The organism is Phenylobacterium soli (genome assembly GCF_003254475.1).
Classification (GTDB): domain Bacteria; phylum Pseudomonadota; class Alphaproteobacteria; order Caulobacterales; family Caulobacteraceae; genus Phenylobacterium; species Phenylobacterium soli.
This window is the reverse complement of the sequence record NZ_QFYQ01000001.1, coordinates 321,561-337,864: the sequence shown is the minus strand read 5'-3', so window position 1 is coordinate 337,864 and position 16,304 is coordinate 321,561. Positions and strand designations below refer to the sequence as shown.

At 71.1% G+C, this 16,304-nt stretch carries 17 protein-coding genes; 6 read left to right on the top strand and 11 right to left on the bottom strand.

Translation table 11 applies throughout. From position 1 onward, the window contains the following. Positions 1-4 precede the first annotated feature (4 nt). The 6 genes from atpA (at position 5) to DJ017_RS01700 (ending at position 5,444) form a co-directional block, all read left to right on the top strand. Complete coding sequence (atpA, locus tag DJ017_RS01725) at positions 5-1,537, top strand: F0F1 ATP synthase subunit alpha (RefSeq protein WP_111527088.1); 1,533 nt, start codon at positions 5-7, stop codon at positions 1,535-1,537. A 34-nt stretch (positions 1,538-1,571) separates the two neighbouring features. After that, complete coding sequence (locus DJ017_RS01720) at positions 1,572-2,444, top strand: F0F1 ATP synthase subunit gamma (protein WP_111527087.1); 873 nt, start codon at positions 1,572-1,574, stop codon at positions 2,442-2,444. Between the two features lie 15 nt (positions 2,445-2,459). Then, entirely contained in the window at positions 2,460-3,995 is a 1,536-nt protein-coding gene (atpD, locus tag DJ017_RS01715; RefSeq protein WP_111527086.1) for a F0F1 ATP synthase subunit beta, read from the top strand. A gap of 6 nt (positions 3,996-4,001) precedes the next feature. Then, the gene (locus tag DJ017_RS01710; RefSeq protein WP_111527085.1) at positions 4,002-4,265 is read left to right on the top strand and encodes an ATP synthase F1 subunit epsilon; all 264 of its coding nucleotides are present in this window, start codon (positions 4,002-4,004) and stop codon (positions 4,263-4,265) included. A 159-nt stretch (positions 4,266-4,424) separates the two neighbouring features. Beyond that, the gene (locus DJ017_RS01705; RefSeq protein ID WP_111527084.1) at positions 4,425-5,171 is read left to right on the top strand and encodes a hypothetical protein; all 747 of its coding nucleotides are present in this window, start codon (positions 4,425-4,427) and stop codon (positions 5,169-5,171) included. 24 nt (positions 5,172-5,195) lie between these two features. Further along, the gene (locus tag DJ017_RS01700; protein ID WP_111527083.1) at positions 5,196-5,444 is read left to right on the top strand and encodes a CBU_0592 family membrane protein; all 249 of its coding nucleotides are present in this window, start codon (positions 5,196-5,198) and stop codon (positions 5,442-5,444) included. Here the strand turns inward: DJ017_RS01700 and DJ017_RS01695 are convergent. The 11 genes from DJ017_RS01695 to obgE form a co-directional block, all read right to left on the bottom strand. Further along, positions 5,434-5,916, bottom strand: a complete 483-nt coding sequence (locus DJ017_RS01695; RefSeq protein WP_111527082.1) for an RNA pyrophosphohydrolase — start codon at positions 5,914-5,916, stop codon at positions 5,434-5,436. The two genes, DJ017_RS01700 and DJ017_RS01695, sit on opposite strands and share 11 nt — an antisense overlap. Then, positions 5,917-7,023 (bottom strand): divergent polysaccharide deacetylase family protein, encoded by a 1,107-nt coding sequence (locus DJ017_RS01690; protein ID WP_319417938.1) that lies wholly within the window; start codon positions 7,021-7,023, stop codon positions 5,917-5,919. A 60-nt stretch (positions 7,024-7,083) separates the two neighbouring features. Further along, positions 7,084-8,472 carry a S41 family peptidase gene (locus DJ017_RS01685; protein WP_111527081.1) on the bottom strand — a complete coding sequence of 463 codons (1,389 nt, stop codon included), beginning with the start codon at positions 8,470-8,472 and terminating at the stop codon, positions 7,084-7,086. A gap of 50 nt (positions 8,473-8,522) precedes the next feature. Then, the gene (locus DJ017_RS01680) at positions 8,523-9,368 is read right to left on the bottom strand and encodes a murein hydrolase activator EnvC family protein (protein ID WP_111527080.1); all 846 of its coding nucleotides are present in this window, start codon (positions 9,366-9,368) and stop codon (positions 8,523-8,525) included. Continuing rightward, positions 9,368-9,832 (bottom strand): 23S rRNA (pseudouridine(1915)-N(3))-methyltransferase RlmH, encoded by a 465-nt coding sequence (gene rlmH / locus DJ017_RS01675; RefSeq protein WP_111527079.1) that lies wholly within the window; start codon positions 9,830-9,832, stop codon positions 9,368-9,370. The genes DJ017_RS01680 and rlmH overlap by 1 nt, the downstream gene beginning before the upstream one ends. Beyond that, entirely contained in the window at positions 9,829-11,217 is a 1,389-nt protein-coding gene (locus DJ017_RS01670) for an amidase family protein (RefSeq protein ID WP_111527078.1), read from the bottom strand. Before DJ017_RS01670 ends, rlmH begins: the two co-directional genes overlap by 4 nt. Positions 11,218-11,283: 66 nt before the next feature. Next, positions 11,284-11,661 (bottom strand): ribosome silencing factor, encoded by a 378-nt coding sequence (rsfS, locus tag DJ017_RS01665; protein WP_111527077.1) that lies wholly within the window; start codon positions 11,659-11,661, stop codon positions 11,284-11,286. A gap of 148 nt (positions 11,662-11,809) precedes the next feature. Beyond that, positions 11,810-12,469, bottom strand: coding sequence for a nicotinate-nucleotide adenylyltransferase (locus DJ017_RS01660; RefSeq protein ID WP_111527076.1), 660 nt, complete (start codon positions 12,467-12,469; stop codon positions 11,810-11,812). Between the two features lie 19 nt (positions 12,470-12,488). Then, positions 12,489-14,057, bottom strand: a complete 1,569-nt coding sequence (locus tag DJ017_RS01655; RefSeq protein WP_111527075.1) for an aldehyde dehydrogenase family protein — start codon at positions 14,055-14,057, stop codon at positions 12,489-12,491. A 51-nt stretch (positions 14,058-14,108) separates the two neighbouring features. Next, on the bottom strand, positions 14,109-15,248 hold the full coding sequence (gene proB / locus DJ017_RS01650; RefSeq protein ID WP_111529921.1) for a glutamate 5-kinase: 1,140 nt from the start codon (positions 15,246-15,248) through the stop codon (positions 14,109-14,111). Further along, a complete protein-coding gene (gene obgE, locus DJ017_RS01645; protein ID WP_111527074.1) occupies positions 15,236-16,303 on the bottom strand; it encodes a GTPase ObgE in 1,068 nt (355 codons plus the stop codon). Before obgE ends, proB begins: the two co-directional genes overlap by 13 nt. Between the last annotated feature and the right edge of the window lies 1 nt (position 16,304).

The following is a 16,304-nucleotide window of genomic DNA, read 5'->3' as shown; positions in this document are numbered from 1 at the left end:
GCCCATGGATATCCGCGCCGCCGAGATTTCGGCCATCCTCAAGTCGCAGATCGCCAATTTCGGCGAGGAAGCCGACGTCTCCGACGTCGGCCAGGTGCTGTCGGTCGGTGACGGCATCGCCCGCGTGTTCGGCCTCGACAACGTCCAGGCCGGTGAAATGGTGGAGTTCCCCTCCGCCGGCGTGAAGGGCATGGCCCTGAACCTCGAGCGCGACAACGTCGGCGTCGTGATCTTCGGCGAAGACCGCGCCATCAAGGAAGGCGACGAAGTCCGCCGCCTCTCCGAGATCGTGGACGTGCCGGTCGGCAAGGGCCTGCTGGGCCGTGTCGTCAACCCGCTGGGCGAGCCGATCGATGGCAAGGGCCCGATCCAGAACGTGGCCGAGCGCCGCCGCGTGGACGTCAAGGCGCCGGGCATCATCCCGCGCAAGTCGGTGCACGAGCCGGTGCAGACCGGCCTCAAGGCCATCGACACCCTGATCCCGATCGGCCGCGGCCAGCGCGAGCTGATCATCGGTGACCGCCAGACCGGCAAGACCGCCGTGGCGATCGACACCATCCTGAACCAGAAGGCGGTCAACGCCGCCGGCGACGAGAGCCAGAAGCTCTACTGCATCTACGTGGCCGTCGGTCAGAAGCGCTCGACCGTCGCCCAGATCGTCAAGACGCTCGAGGAGCGCGGCGCCCTCGACTACACCATCGTGGTGTCGGCGACCGCCTCGGAGCCGGCCCCGCTGCAGTTCCTGGCGCCCTTCGCGGGCTGCGCCATGGGCGAGTGGTTCCGCGACAACGGCATGCACGCCGTGATCATCTATGACGACCTCTCCAAGCAGGCCGTCGCCTACCGCCAGATGTCGCTGCTGCTGCGCCGCCCGCCGGGCCGCGAAGCCTATCCGGGCGACGTGTTCTACCTGCATAGCCGCCTGCTCGAGCGCGCGGCGAAGCTGAACGACGACAACGGCTCCGGCTCGCTCACTGCCCTGCCGGTCATCGAGACCCAGGCCAACGACGTGTCGGCCTACATCCCGACGAACGTGATCTCGATCACCGACGGCCAGATCTTCCTCGAGACCGACCTGTTCTTCCAGGGCATCCGCCCGGCGGTGAACGTCGGCATCTCGGTGTCGCGCGTCGGCTCCTCGGCCCAGATCAAGGCGATGAAGGCCGCGTCCGGCCCGATCAAGGGCGAGCTCGCCCAGTACCGGGAAATGGCCGCCTTCGCGAAGTTCGGCTCCGACCTCGACGTGGCCACCCAGCGCATGCTGGCCCGCGGCGAGCGCCTGACCGAGCTGCTCAAGCAGCCCCAGTACGCGCCGCTGGCCGTCGAGGAGCAGGTGGCCGTGATCTACGGCGGCACCCGCGGCTACCTCGACAAGATCGCCACCGCCAACGTGGGCCGTTGGGAGCGCGAGCTGCTCTCCTTCCTGCACGCCAAGCACCAGGACATCCTCGACGAGATCCGCACCAAGAAGGACCTCGGCCCGGTGGAAGACCGCCTGAAGGCCGCGCTCGCGTCCTTCTCCGACAACTTCGCCTGATCCTGGCCTGAACGACGGAGCTGAGTAGCCGGCGATGGCCAGCCTCAAGGAGATGCGCAATCGGATCGGAAGCGTGAAAGCCACGCAGAAGATCACGAAGGCGATGCAGATGGTGGCGGCGGCCAAGCTGCGCCGTGCGCAGGACGCCGCCCAGAGCGCCCGGCCCTACGCCGAGCGCATGGCGAACGTCATCGCCAACCTGGCCGCGGGGGTCTCCGGCCCCGGCGCGCCGAAGCTGCTCGTGGGCACGGGCTCGGATCGCCGTCACCTGGTGGTGGTGGCGACCGCCGACCGCGGCCTGGCCGGCGGCTTCAACTCGTCCATCGTCCGCACGGCGCGCGACCGCATCCAGTCCCTCCTCGCCGAGGGCAAGGACGTGCGGGTGATCGTGGTCGGCCGCAAGGCCCGCGACCAGCTGCGCCGCCTGTTCGGCGACCGCTTCGTCGAGGTCTTCGAGGCCGGCGGCAACCCCTCGCTCGACCGGGCCGAGGAGATCGCCGCCAAGATCCGCGAGATCTTCGAAGCCGGCGAGACGGACGTCGTCAGCCTGATCTATTCGCGCTTCCAGTCGGTGGTCAGCCAGGTCCCGACCGTGAAGCAGCTGATCCCGGCCGAGGTGGCCGAGGGCGGCCGGACGGTCGATCTCAAGGGCGCCGCCTACGAGTACGAGCCGGACGAGGAGAGCATCCTCGAGACCCTGCTGCCGCGGAACATCACCACCCAGGTGTTCTCCGCCATGCTGGAGAACCAGGCCGGTTTCTTCGCCGCCCAGATGACGGCGATGGACAACGCCACCCGCAACGCCGGCGACATGATCGCCAACCTCACCCTGCAGTACAACCGCACCCGCCAGGCGCAGATCACCAAGGAGCTGATCGAGATCATCTCCGGCGCCGAGGCGCTCTAGGAAGAAGAGCCCGTCATGTCTGAAGCTCCCGCCAAGAAGACCGCCGCCAAGAAGGCTCCCGCCAAGAAGCCGGCGGCCCCGAAGGCTTCCGCCAGCAAGGCCCTCGTCGCCAAGGGCGTCGCCTCCGGCCGCATCGTCCAGGTCATCGGCGCCGTCGTCGACGTGGAGTTCGACGGCCACCTGCCGGCGATCCTGAACGCGCTCGAGACCTCGAACACCGACCAGCGGACCGGCCAGCCGTTCCGCCTGGTGCTCGAGGTCGCCCAGCACCTGGGCGAGAACACCGTCCGCACCATCGCCATGGACACCACCGAGGGCCTGACCCGCGGCCAGGCGGTGACCGACACCGGCGGCCCGATCACCGTGCCCGTCGGCCCGGCCACCCTCGGCCGCATCATGAACGTCATCGGCGAGCCGATCGACGAGGCCGGCCCGATCTCGGCCGACACCGTCTCGGTGATCCACAAGGAAGCCCCGTCCTTCGCCGAACAGTCCACGACCCCGGAAGTGCTGGTCACCGGCATCAAGGTCGTCGACCTGCTCTGCCCCTACACCAAGGGCGGCAAGATCGGCCTGTTCGGCGGCGCCGGCGTCGGCAAGACCGTGACGATGCAGGAGCTCATCAACAACATCGCCAAGGCCTACGGCGGCTACTCCGTGCTGGCCGGCGTCGGTGAGCGCACCCGCGAAGGCAACGACCTCTACCACGAGATGATCGAGTCCGGCGTGAACCAGGCCGGCGGCGGCGGCAACTCCCGCTGCACCCTGGTCTACGGCCAGATGAACGAGCCCCCGGGCGCCCGCGCCCGCGTCGCCCTCACCGGCCTGGCCCAGGCGGAGTACTTCCGCGACCAGGAAGGCAAGGACGTGCTCCTGTTCATCGACAACATCTTCCGCTTCACCCAGGCCGGCTCGGAAGTGTCGGCTCTGCTGGGCCGCATCCCCTCGGCCGTGGGCTATCAGCCCACCCTGGCCACCGAGATGGGCAACCTGCAGGAGCGCATCACCTCCACCAACAAGGGCTCGATCACCTCGGTCCAGGCCATCTACGTGCCGGCCGACGACCTGACCGACCCGGCGCCGGCGACCTCGTTCGCCCACCTCGACGCCACCACCGTTCTGTCGCGCGACATCGCCGCCCAGGGCATCTTCCCGGCGGTGGACCCGCTGGACTCCACCTCGCGGATCCTCGACCCGCTGGTGATCGGCGACGAGCACTACACCACCGCCCGCCGGGTGCAGGAGGTGCTGCAGCAGTACAAGGCGCTGAAGGACATCATCGCCATCCTCGGGATGGACGAGCTGTCGGAAGACGACAAGCTGGTCGTCGCCCGCGCCCGGAAGATCACCCGCTTCCTGTCGCAGCCGTTCCACGTGGCGGAGCAGTTCACCAACCAGCCCGGCAAGTTCGTCGACCTGAAGGACACCATCCGCTCCTTCAAGGCGATCGTGGACGGCGAGGTCGACCACCTGCCGGAGCCCGCCTTCTACATGGTCGGCTCCATCGAGGAGGCGATCGAGAAGGCCCAGCAGCTGGCCGCGGAAGCCTAAGCGCCGATGGCCGACAAGCTCCACTTCTCCCTGGTCTCGCCGGAGCGCGAACTGTTCTCCGGCGAGGTCGACCAAGTCGACGCGCCGGGGTCGGAAGGCGACTTCGGCGTCCTGGCCGGCCACGCGCCGTTCATGACGGCGCTCAAGGAGGGCCAGGTCCGCGTGCACAATGGCGGGCGGGTCACCGCCTACGACGTGCGCGGCGGCTTCGCCGACGTGACGCCCGAGGGTCTCACCATCCTCGCCGAGCACGCGACGGAAGCGGCCTAAGGGACTGAATTCTCTGCCGCCGGATCGGGCGCCCCCCGGTCCGGCGTTGTCGTATTATGCGGCGTGTAAATTCGCCGCCAAGCAGACGCGCTCAGGCCTTGCGCACCTCGCCGTGCTTAAGTTTAGTGCGCGCCGGGAACCCAGGGGTCCGAAACGTCCATGCGCACCGCTTACCTTTCACTGATCGTCGCCGCCGGCCTCGCCGGCTCGGCCTATGCCCAGGCGCCCGCCGTCACCGCGGCGCCCTCCACGCCGACTCCGGCGGCCGCGCCGCCCTCGGCCCCCGCGCCCACCACATCGTCGGCGCCGCTGTCGCAGACCTCGCCGGTTCCGGCCGCCGTGCCCGCCACCCCCGCCGGCGCCGCGCCGCAGGGCGTGCCCCCGGGCCCGGCCCCCGCGGCCGAGGCCGCCCCGCCGCCGGCCCTGCCGACCAGCGGCGATGGCGCGGTGGTGCTGAACGTGCTCGAGAAGGTCTGTGTGCCGCTGGTCCGCGGCGGCAAGCTGGAGCAGCTCGCCCCCGCCGCCGGCCTCAAGAAGAACCGCCGGGACGACACCTGGGTCGGTCCGCTGGGCGGCGACCGGGCCTACACCGTCACCGTCTTCCCGCAGGGCGTGAACAAGGACGTCTGCCTCGCCGAGGTCCACTTCGCGGTCGGTCAGGACGAGCCGATCGTCAAGGCGATCAACGTCTGGTCGTTCCTGCACAAGCCCGAGCTGATCCTGCAGGCCAACTACGTGGCCGTCGACGCCGACGGCGTGAAGCGCGTGCGGAAGTCCTGGGAGCACCTGGAGTCCAACGCCTCGACGGCGGTGAACTTCACGACCTGGCGCAAGCCCGACGACAGCCCGCTGAACAAGGGCTACGACACCGGCCAGCTCTTCTACCAGGAGCGCACCGGTCAGTGAGTTCGGCTCGGTGAGCCTGCCCCAATGACCCTGACGGACGCCGCGGGCCTCTGCGGCGTCCTTCTCATTCTGGTGGCCTACGCCGCGGCCGCCGCGGGCAAGCTCGATCCGCAGCGCCCGGCGTCCCTGGCCGCCAACCTGGTCGGCGCGGGCCTGATCCTGTTGTCGCTGGCCAAGGATTTCAACCTCTCGGCCGCCGCCATGGAGGGCGCCTGGGCGCTCGTCTCCCTGGCGGGGCTCGTCCGCATCGGCTGGAAGCGCCTCAGGCGCTAGGCCGGGCCGCGAAGCTCTCGAAGGCCCTGGCCACCGCCTCGTAGGCCGGCCGCTTGAACGGCACGATCAGCCCCGGCGCCTCGGCGAGATGCCCCCAGCGCCAGGCCTCGAACTCCGGATGGCCGTCGCCGGAGAGATCGAACTCGCCCTCCTCGCCGTCGAAGCGATAGGCGAACCACACCTGTTTCTGGCCCTTCCAGCCCTGGGCGATCTTCGAGCCCCTGGCCTCGGGCGGGAAATCGTAGCTGATCCAGCCGTCGGTCCGGCCGAGGCGCGTGACCCTCACCGCGCCGGTCTCCTCGGCGAGCTCGCGCAGCGCCGCCGCCTCCAGGTCCTCGCCCTCGTCGACGCCGCCCTGCGGGAACTGCCAGCACCAGGGCGGCGGCGTCCCCGCGCGCTTGCCGAGCCAGACGCGCCCGTCCGGGTGGAACAGGACCACGCCGACGTTGGGCCGATACTTCGAAAGATCCATCTATCTCCGGACCGCCAGCGCCGAGGCCGGCGCCAGCTGCAGTCCCCTCTCGCCGATGCTGGCCGACCACTTGGCGACCTTCTCGAGGGTGACAGGATAGGCGAAGCCGGCGCCCAGCGCCTGGCCTCTCTGCATGGCGCCCGATTCCAGCGCCGCCAGCTGCTGGTCGATGGCCGACTGGCTCAGCTGGTCGTCGATCACCCGCTCGGCCGAAGCGCGCGGCAGGCTGCCGGTGTTGAGCCGGGCGCCCGAGCCGTCGTCGATGAAGCCGAGGCCCCGTCCGCCCGTCGCGCTGGCGAAGGCCTGATAGGCGGCCGGCGAGGCCAGGAAGCGCGAGCCCAGGTAGTTGGTCAGGCCGTAGTAGCCGGTGGCCCGCGACAGCACCCACTCCAGCTTCTTCACCACTTCGGGCGGCGAGCCGTCGGCCATCAGGGTGTAGGGGCCGGGATCGTTGTCGGGATAGTCCATGGGCTCCATGGGCGTCTCGAGCAGCACCTCGTGGCCATGGGCGCGCGCCTCGTCGATCCAGCCCTGCAGGCCCTCGGCATAGGGGGCGAAGGAGAGGGTGATCTCCGGCGGCAGGGTCTCGATCGCCTGGCGGGTCGCCCGGGCGTTCAGGCCCAACCCGCCGATCACCAGGGCGACCTTGGGCCGACCGTTGGAGACGAACGGGCGCTTGTAGCCGTCGAACGGCGTGCGGCCATCGGCGGAGATGATCGGCAGCGGGCCGCCCGGACCCGGCGCATAGAGGCCGGCGATCGGCGCGGCGGGCAGGGCCCCGGCCACGGGCTTGGCGGAGGCGCCGGAGTTCCAGGTGATCCCGGCCGCCGCGCTCAGCGGACGCTCCGAGAGGCGGACGATGTCCTCGGTCACCGTCAGCGACCCGGCCGCCGGCGCCAGGGCCTCGCGCCAGCCCACCGGCGCGTGGCGCAGGTAGGGATAGAGCGGCTCGCGCACATGCGGCGGGCCGGACGTCATCGGGCCGAGGAGGAAGACGAGGCCCGCGAGCGCGGCCAGGAACAGGAGCCCCGCCCCGGCCAGCCCGAGCTGGCGTTTGGCGAGGCCCGTCTTGGGGGCGGTCAGGCGGGGAAGCGCAATGCTGGCCAAGCTAGGAGGCTCCTTCGAAAGGAGCCTCCGCCGATATGGTTAACGGGGGCTTGCCGCCCCTTACTTCTGGACCGGCGGCTTCACCTCGGCGACGCGCGCCTTGGTGTTGATGATTTCCGCCAGCTTCGCCGTGGGCTTCGGCAGCTTCGGCGTCGCCGCCACCGAGCCGTAACGCAGCACGTCCTCGCCACGGGCGAGCTGGAAGTCCTTCTTGGTGTCGAAGCCTTCCGGCGGCGCCTCGGCGGGCTCGTGGGCGGCCACGCGGGTCTTGCCGTCCTGCGAGTTGAGCGCGTTCTTGAAGGAGGCTTCCGAGAACTGGAAGGCGCGGTTGGCGATCGCCTGCGCCTCGTCCTTGGTCGCCGCCACCTCCAGGTCGGGGGTGATGCCGGTCTTCTGGATCGAACGTCCGGAGGGGGTGTAGTAGCGCGCCGTGGTCAGCTTCAGGGCGCCGTCCATGCCGCCGCGCAGCGGGATCACGGTCTGCACCGAACCCTTGCCGAAGCTGGTCAGGCCGACGATCTGGGCCCGCTTGCGGTCCTGCAGGGCGCCGGCGACGATCTCGGCGGCCGAGGCCGTGCCGCTGTCGATCAGCACCACGATGGGCATGCCGTTGGTGATGTCGCCCGGACGGGCGTTGTAGCGCTCCACGTCGCGCGGATCGCGGCCGCGCTGGGAGACGATCTCGCCGCCTTCCAGGAACAGGTCGGAGACGCCGACCGCCTGGTCGAGCAGGCCGCCCGGATTGCGCCGCAGGTCGAGGATCAGCCCCTTCATATTGGGGTTCTGGGTCTTCAGCTTGTTGAAGGCCTCGGTCGCCTCGTCGGTCGTCTTCTCGCCGAAGGAGGAGATGCGGAGCACGCCGTACTCGCCGTCCATCTTGCTGCTGGCGGTCTTGGTCTTGATCACCTCGCGGACGATCTTCACGTCGAAGGGATCGGACTTCTCGCGGGCGATGGTCAGGGTCACCGCCTCGCCGGGCTTGCCGCGCATCTGCTTGACCGCGTCGTTGACCGACAGGCCGAGCACGGACTCGTTGTTCACGGCGGTGATGTAGTCGCCGGGCTTCACCCCGGCCTTGGCGGCGGGGCTGTCGTCCATCGGCGAGATCACCTTGACCACGCCGTCCTCGCTGGTGACCTCGAGGCCCAGGCCGCCGTATTCGCCGCGGGTCTGGTCGCGCATCTCGCCGAAGCTCTCGGGGTCGAGGTAGCCGGAGTGCGGATCGAGCGAAGTCAGCATGCCGTCGATGGCCGCCTGGATCAGCTTGGTGTCGTCGACCTCTGTCACATACTGGTGCTCGACGGTGTCCAGCACGTCGCCGAACAGGCCGAGCATGCGGTACGTCTTGGCCCGCGGCTCGGCCGACGCCAGGGCGTGGCTCGAGACGTAGGCCATGGATCCCGCGCCGAGCACGAAAGCGGACACGCCGATCAGGAGGTACTTTTTCATCGCCTCAAGAGGCTCCCTGTGCGGCCAAGCCGCCGATGATACGAGCCCCTTTAGCCCGCATTGACCTTCAGCCACCGCGCCGGATCGACTGGAGAGCCTTGGTCCCGGACCTCGATGTAGAGTTCCGAAGTGGATTGTCGACCATCCGGCATCCATCCGACAGCCTGACCCGCCGCGACGGATTGTCCGACCGAAACGGACGAACGATCCAGGCCTGCCAGGACCAGATGGTATCCACCGCTGAGTCTTAAGATCAAGATCACGCCCCAGCCCTTCACGGGGCCGACGTATTGCACCAGCCCGGCGCCCGGACTGGCGACCTGGGCGCCCTTGGGCGCGGCGAAGGTCACGCCGTTTGCCCTGCCGCCGCTCGCCAGGGGATCGCCGAACCGCCGGACGACGGCGCCCGGCGTCGGCCGGAACAGGGCCTCGGGCGCGCGGGTGGGGAAGGGCGCCTCGGCCTGTGGGCCGCGCAGCGACAGCTCGGGCGTGGCCGGCGGCGCCTTGGCCTCGGCCGCCTCGCTGTCTCGGGTGAACAGCGCCTCGCTCTCCACCGCCGCCAGCCGGCGCTGACGCATCATCTCGCCGGCGGACTGGGCGTAGCCGCGGGCGCGGGCCTGCAGCTCCGGCGTCATCGCCTTGACCAGGATCGCCGCCCGGACGGCGTCCTTGGCGTCGCGCGGCGAGACCAGCAGGGCTGGCGGCGGGTCGCGCTTGAGCTGCTCCAGCACCGACAGCAGGCGCGAGAGCTGGCTCATGTTGTGCGCCTGCTCGGCGGAAAGCTCGGTCTCCTCCGCGTTCAGCCGCGCCAGCCGCTCGGCCGTCTCGGCGAGCGCGATCCCGCCCACTATGAGGGCGGCCAGGCTTGCGGGGATCCAGAAGCGGGCGGCGGTCATCAGTCGCGATGATACGGCGAACCGGCGAGGATGGAGACCGCCCGATAGACCTGTTCGGCCAGCATGGCGCGGGCCAGGGCGTGGGGCCAGGTCTGCGGCCCGAAGGCGAGCTTCGTCTTGGCGGCCTCCAGGAGCGAGGCGTCCAGCCCGTCGGCCCCGCCGATCACGAAGGCGAGCCTGCGAACGCCCTGGTCGCGCAGCCGGCCGATCTCGGCGGCGAAGTCGCGCGAGGCCATGGCCTTGCCGTGCTCGTCACAGGCGACGAGGTGGGCGCCCTCGAGATGCGGCTTGAGGGCCTCGGCTTCCGCCGCCTTGCCGGGCTTGCGGCTTTCCACTTCGAGGATCTCGACAGGGCCGAGACCGAGGGCGCGGCCGGCCGCGGTCGCCCGCTCGGCGTAGAGCCTGACGAGCTCGGCCTCGGGGCCGCGGCCCAGGCGATGGATGGCGACGATGGCGATCTTCAAAGCGGCGGCGGCGCGCGGAAACCGCCGAACTCCCGTTCGAGCAGGGCGGCGAAGCCGATCGTCGTCCGGTCCTCCAGGTAGGGTCCGATGATCTGCGCCCCGATCGGCAGGCCGCCGCGGGTGAAGCCGATGGGAACGGCGGTGGCCGGCAGGTTGGCGACCAGCGGCACGCCGGGCCAGCCGAGCTGGTCGAAATAGGGTGTCGGCTTGCCGTTGATCAGCAGGGTGCGCTTCTGCGGATCCTGTTCCTCGACGTGCGGATAGGCGACCGTCCCGAACGCCGGCGCCAGCACCACGTCGAACTCGCCGAACAGCTCCGCCCAACGGCGGCGCAGGGCGAGCTGGCCGTCCTGCAGCCCCATCCAGGCGTGGGCGTCGATCGGCGTCGCACCGGGCGCGCCGCGGCTCAGGGTGGTGTTCAGCAGGCCCATGTAGATCTCGCGGCCCTGCGCGAGGTCGGGCAGCAGGTCGCTCTCCCGCGCCACCTCCGCGCTGAGGTCGTCGAGCCGCCTCGCAAGGTCCGCCAGGGCCGCGCGCACCTCGTCGTCGAGCGCCACGCCGGGCAGCTCTTCGAGCACCAGCACGCGATGACCGGCAAGGGTCGCATGGCGCGGCGCCGGCAGCTCGAGACGGTAGCCCACCGCCTCCATCTCGTCGGGCCCGGCCAGGACGTCGAGCGCCAGCTGCAGGTCCAGGGCGCTGCGGGCGAGGGGGCCGACGCAGGCCAGGGCCGGCGGCATCCCGTCGAGCCCCGGCGGGGCGTGGCCGCGGCCCGGCACGAGGCCGTAGCTCGGCTTGTGTCCGTAGACCCCGCAGAAGGCCGCCGGCACGCGGATCGAACCGCCGATGTCGGAGCCGAACTCCAGCGGGACCATGCCGGCCGCCAGGGCGGCGGCCGATCCGCCGGACGATCCGCCCGGCGTGCGGGTCGGGTCCCATGGGTTGACCGTGCGGCCATAGACCGGATTGGTCGCCTGCCAGTCGGCCAGGAACGGCGGCACGTTCGTCTTGCCGAGGATCACCGCGCCCGCCGCCTTCAGGCGCGCCACGCCGACGGAATCCTCCGGCGCGGTCCAGCCGCTGAAGGCCGGGCTTCCCCAGTTGGTCGGCAGCCCGCCGACATTGTGGGATTCCTTGACCGTCATGGGCACGCCCAGCAGCGGCCGCCGCTCGCCGCGGCGAAGGGCGGCGTCGGCGGCCCTCGCCTGGGCGCGGGCGCGCTCGAAGTCGCGCACCACCACCGCGTTGATCGCCCGGTCGCGGTCCTCGATGCGGGCGATGGCCGCCTCGGTCGCCTCGAGCGCGCTGACCTTGCCGCTCGCCAGGGCCTCGGCGAGCTCACCGGCGGTGAGGTCCATCAGCTCATGCGAAAGCGTTTCGGACATGGCGTTTCCTCCCGCCGGGCATGGTGATCGGCGAGGGGCGGTAAGTCTACGGTCGAACCGGCGCGATCAGCTGACGGCGCGTTGCGCCGGCGGCTCCACCGACCAGATCTTCTCGATGTTGTAGAAGCTGCGGACCTCGGGCCGGAACAGGTGGACGATGACGTCGCCGGTGTCGATCAGCACCCAGTCGCAGTGCGGCAGGCCTTCCACCCGGGCGCGGCCATAGCCTTCTTCCTTGAGCGTCCGCAGCAGGTGGTCGGCCATGGCGCCGACATGCCGGTGCGAACGGCCCGAGGCGACGATCAGGCCGTCGGCCACGGCGCTCTTGCCCTTGAGATCGATGAACACGACGTCCTGGGCCTTGTCGTCATCGAGGCGGGCCAGGATCAGGTCCTCCAGAGCGGTCGTGCGACTCTGGTCGTCCTGCGAGACTTCGGCGCTCACCGCCGGGGGCGGGGCGGAGGTCTCTTGCGCGCGGGGCGCGGTCTTACGTTGCAGCGGGGTGCTCCTTTGAAATCCTCGCTCGGACTAACCCTAACACGGATCTGGGGCCCGGGTCAGCCGCCCTCACGAACACGTCAGATCGCGAGGCTCAGGACGTGGGTCGGCGCTGGCGTTCCCGCAAGGCGGTCGAGGACTGGAAGTTGAAGGGGCCGCGCAGGAAGACCCAGACCGGCGGCTTGGCGCCCGGGAGCAGGCGGGCCTGGGACGAGGGGCGGCGGAAGCGGGCGAAACGCCGCGCAGCCGGGGCGTAGCGGGCCTTGAGCGCGATCCACGGGCGCGACACCACCGCCACCGGAATTTCGCGCATGATCTGGGTCCAGCCGCGCCAGCGGTGGAAGGAAGCCAGGCTGTCGGCGCCCATGATCCAGACGAACTTCACCCGCGGATAGCGCGCCTGCAGGGCGCGCACGGTGTCGATCGTGTACTGCGCCCCGATCCGCGTCTCGGCGTCGGAGACGATCATCCCGCGCTCGTTGGCGAGGCGGCGCGCGCCCGCCAGCCGGTGCGAGAGGTCGGCGGTCTCGTGGCTGGATTTCAGCGGGTTCTGCGGCGAGACCAGCCAGATCACCTTATCGAGGCCCAGGCGCCGCCTGGCGGTCTCGGCGACGTGGGCGTGACCCTCGTGGGCGGGATTGAACGAGCCGCCGAACAGCCCGACCCGCATGCCGGGCTCCAGGTGCAGCCCCAGGCGTAGCGCGCCCTTGCGGCCGGCGGCGGGCAGGCGTCGGGCGGGGCCGGCGAACCACATGCTGCGCGTCGGGTCCGGCTCAGGCCTGCCGCGGCGGGGCCGCCTGGCCGCCGCGGTCGAGGTCGGTGTCGGTCTGGGTGACGCGGGCGCGGACGGTGAAGACGCCGTCGCCGGCCAGCACCCCGCCGCGGGCGAAGAGGCGGCCCTGCTCCCAGTTCGAGAGGCCGAGCTCGGGCCGGTTGAGGGCGTACTGGCCGTCCACCCAGCGGGTGAAGCCGTCGCCGACGAACGGCGCGTCGATGGTCTCGTAGAAGCGCGCGTGCGCCTCTGGGTCTTCGGCGATCAGGCTGGCGACGAAGCGCGGGCTGTGCCGGTTGAACAGCTGCACCGCCTGGCCGACGGAGTCGACGATCTTCAGGCTGACCTCCGGCGTCTCCTCCCACTCCCACTCGCGGCCGAGGTCCGCATCCTCGATCAGCTCGACCAGGGGCTCCTCGCGCGGGCCTTCGGCGCGGACCACGGTGACCGCCGCGCTCAGCCAGTCCTGCGGGAGCAGCGAGATGTCGGCCTGGGCCACGTGCAGCTTGCAGCCCTTGCGCCGCTCGCCGGCCCGCGTCAGCGCCTCCAGGAACACCGGCACGAGTTCCTCGGCGCGGCTGCGGACGATGCAGCAGACGTTCAGGGTGTTGCACACCTTGCGGTCCAGCGAGTGGTAGGCCGCTGCGTAGAAGCGGTGCGGATCGGCGCTCTGGTCGGCCACCATCCAGGCGCCGCCCGTGCCATGCAGGCTCACCGGCGTGCCGGCGGCGCGGGCGATGGCGCCCAGCTGAGCCACGGCCGGACCCGATCCCCGCGCCACGGCCAAGGACAGCCGCTTGTCGGCGAACATCGCCCAGCCGGCGGCGTGGGCCGCGGAGTCCACCAGAACGGCCGCGCCCTCTGGCAGGCCTGCCGCCTTCAGCGCCGGCTCCAGCGCGATCTTCATGATCGCCTTGGCCGTGCCGAGCGCGTCGGAGCCGATCCGGAACACCGCCGTGTTGCCCGCCCGGATCACCCCGGTGGCGTCGGCGAAGACGTTGGGCCGGCCCTCGAAGACGAAGCCGACGACGCCCAGGGGCGCCACGACCTGCTCGACGCTCCAGCCGGGGTGCTCGATGCGCTCCAGCACCCGGCCGCGCGAGGCCGCTGCGTCGCGCCAGGCGCGCAGGCCGGCCACCATGTCGTCGCGCATGGCCTGGCTGACCTGCAGCCGGGTGGTCGAGCGGCCGCGGGCCCGGGCGCTCTCGACGTCGCGTGCGTTGGCCGCCTCGATATCCGACCACTTGGCGTTGTTGGCCAGGTTCGCGGCGAAAGCGTCGAAGAAGAAGCTGATCTGGTCGTCGCGGACGGCGGCCATCTGGGCGAAGGCCTCGCGCGCCCGGGTCACCGCCGCCGCGGCGATCACCTGCTCGGCGGCCGGCACGTACAGCAGGGCGCCGGTCTCGGAATCCACCACCAGCTGGTCGCCGGCCTTGAACGCCTGGGCGAGCTCGGGGGTCACATAGGCCACCCGGTCGCCGCCGTAGGGGATCGCCTGGCCGGGCGCGAGCGCTTCCAGCCGCCCCGTGGGCGGCGTCTCCGCCTTCAGCCGGGCCCCGCCGTCGTCCATCGCTCCCACCATATGCTCAACTTGAGCCTTAGCACCCGTAGTGCGCCGCAGTCACTCAGCCGCGTGCAGTTGTCCCAGGGCCAGATCGTCGGCGTGGATCATCGGCCCGGCCGTGTAGCCCAGCGCCGGCTCGATGGCGTCGGACTTCAGCCCGCAGATCCGCGCCGCGTCCTCGGCTTCGTAGCGGACGAGGCCGCGGGCGATCTCGCGCCCCTGCTCGTCGACCACCACCACGGCATCGCCCTTGTCGAAGCGGCCCTCGATGCGCTTCACCCCGGCCGCCAGGAGGCTCTTGCCCTTGCCCACCGCGGTTGCCGCGCCGGCGTCCACCACCAGGGTCCCGGCCGGGGCCAGCGATCCGGCGATCCACGCCTTGTAGGCCGCCGCCGGCGTCGTCGAGGGTTCGATCACCGTCGCCCGCTCGCCCGCCTCCAGCGCCGCCAACGGCGAGGGCCGGTGGCCGATGGTGATGACGGTGGCGCAGCCCGCCGCGCTGGCGATCCGCGCAGCCGCGAGCTTGGTGGCCATGCCGCCCGTGCCGACGCCCGCGCCGGCGTTGGCTCCGCCCGCCATGGCTTCGATCTCGGGAGTCAGCCGGGCGACCCGCGGGATGTGCTGCGCCTCGGGGTCGTTGCGCGGGTCGGCGGTGTAGAGCCCGTCCACGTCGGACAGCAGGACCAGCACGTCGGCGCCGATCATCTGGGCCACCCGCGCCGCCAGGCGGTCGTTGTCGCCGTAGCGGATCTCTTCGGTCACCACCGTGTCGTTCTCGTTGATCACCGGGATGACGCCGAGGTCGAGGAGGGTGTCCACCGTCGCCCGCGCGTTCAGCCAGCGCCGCCGGGTCTCGGTGTCGTCGCGGGTCAGCAGCACCTGGGCGCAGGCCGCGCCGTGCGGCTCGAAGGCCTCTTCCCAGGCGCGCATCAGGCCCGACTGCCCGGCCGCCGCGGCGGCCTGTTTCTCAGGCATGGTCAGGGTCCGCTTGGGCAGCGACAGTCGCCGGCGGCCCAGCGCCACCGCGCCGGAGGAGACCACCAGCACCTGCTGGCCCCGGGCGCGCAGCCGCGCCACGTCGGCGGCGAAGGCGTGCAGCCAGTGCGCGTCGGCCTGGCCGCCCTGGCCGACCAGCAGGGCCGAGCCGACCTTGACGACGATGCGCCTGGCCTTGGCGAGACCGCTCACGGCGTCCAGCCCCCGGGCGTCGTCTGGATCTCGTCCTCGTCCTCGTCGATGACCTCGCCGGCCTCGGCCGCGCGGCGGCGGCGCACCTCGGCGAAGGCGGCGCGCAGCAGCTCGGTCACGCCCTCGCCGGAGACGCCCGAGACCAGCCGGGGCTCGGTCTTGGCGACCTTCTTCAGGGCCTTGGCCTTCTCCTTGCGCGTCGCCGGATCGAGGGCGTCGATCTTGTTCAGCGCCAGGAGCTCCGGCTTGTCGGTGATGCCTTCGCCATAGGCCGCCAGCTCCTGGCGGACGGTCTTGTAGGCGCCGACGACGTCGTCCTGGGTGGCGTCGACCAGATGGATCAGCACGGCGGTGCGCTCCACGTGGCCGAGGAAGCGGGTGCCGAGGCCCGCGCCTTCGCTGGCTCCTTCGATCAGCCCGGGGATGTCGGCCAGCACGAAGCGCTCGCCGGAGGACAGGTCCACCACCCCGAGGTTCGGGGCCAGGGTCGTGAACGGATAGTCGGCGATCTTCGGCTTGGCGGCGCTGGCCGCCGCCAGGAAGGTCGACTTGCCCGCGTTGGGCAGGCCCACGAGGCCGACGTCGGCGATCAGCTTCAGGCGCAGCCAGATCCACTGCTCCTCGCCCTCCTGACCGGGCAGGGCGAAGCGCGGGGCCTGATTCACCGGCCCCTTGAAGTGGGTGTTGCCGAAGCCGCCGTTGCCGCCCTTCAGCAGGCGCAGCCGCTTGCCCGCCTCGTCCATGTCGGCGAGCAGGGTCTCCTTGTCCTCGCTGAGCACCTGGGTGCCCACCGGCACGCGCAGCACCACGTCCGCACCGCCCGCGCCGTGGCGGTTGCGGCCCATGCCGTGCTCGCCGGTGCCGGCCTTGAAGTGCTGCTGGTAACGGTAGTCGATCAGGGTGTTCAGCCCGTCGACCGCCTCGATCCAGACGTCGCCGCCCTTGCCGCCGTCGCCGCCGTCCGGGCCGCCGTACTCGATGTACTTCTCCCGCCGGAACGAGACGGCTCCCGCGCCGCCGTTGCCGGAGCGGATATAGATCTTCGCCTGGTCGAGGAACTTCATC

What these genes read in the sequence shown, in the direction of transcription:
- DJ017_RS01680 (WP_111527080.1), bottom strand. Translation starts at nt 9,368, where the DNA reads ATGACCGCCGCCCGCTTCTGGATCCCCGCAAGCCTGGCCGCCCTCATA.
- DJ017_RS01705 (WP_111527084.1), top strand. Translation starts at nt 4,425, where the DNA reads ATGCGCACCGCTTACCTTTCACTGATCGTCGCCGCCGGCCTCGCCGGC.
- DJ017_RS01685 (WP_111527081.1), bottom strand. Translation starts at nt 8,472, where the DNA reads ATGAAAAAGTACCTCCTGATCGGCGTGTCCGCTTTCGTGCTCGGCGCG.
- atpD (WP_111527086.1), top strand. Translation starts at nt 2,460, where the DNA reads ATGTCTGAAGCTCCCGCCAAGAAGACCGCCGCCAAGAAGGCTCCCGCC.
- DJ017_RS01720 (WP_111527087.1), top strand. Translation starts at nt 1,572, where the DNA reads ATGGCCAGCCTCAAGGAGATGCGCAATCGGATCGGAAGCGTGAAAGCC.
- DJ017_RS01655 (WP_111527075.1), bottom strand. Translation starts at nt 14,057, where the DNA reads ATGGACGACGGCGGGGCCCGGCTGAAGGCGGAGACGCCGCCCACGGGG.
- DJ017_RS01670 (WP_111527078.1), bottom strand. Translation starts at nt 11,217, where the DNA reads ATGTCCGAAACGCTTTCGCATGAGCTGATGGACCTCACCGCCGGTGAG.
- atpA (WP_111527088.1), top strand. Translation starts at nt 5, where the DNA reads ATGGATATCCGCGCCGCCGAGATTTCGGCCATCCTCAAGTCGCAGATC.
- DJ017_RS01695 (WP_111527082.1), bottom strand. Translation starts at nt 5,916, where the DNA reads ATGGATCTTTCGAAGTATCGGCCCAACGTCGGCGTGGTCCTGTTCCAC.
- DJ017_RS01700 (WP_111527083.1), top strand. Translation starts at nt 5,196, where the DNA reads ATGACCCTGACGGACGCCGCGGGCCTCTGCGGCGTCCTTCTCATTCTG.
- DJ017_RS01710 (WP_111527085.1), top strand. Translation starts at nt 4,002, where the DNA reads ATGGCCGACAAGCTCCACTTCTCCCTGGTCTCGCCGGAGCGCGAACTG.
- DJ017_RS01660 (WP_111527076.1), bottom strand. Translation starts at nt 12,469, where the DNA reads ATGTGGTTCGCCGGCCCCGCCCGACGCCTGCCCGCCGCCGGCCGCAAG.
- obgE (WP_111527074.1), bottom strand. Translation starts at nt 16,303, where the DNA reads ATGAAGTTCCTCGACCAGGCGAAGATCTATATCCGCTCCGGCAACGGC.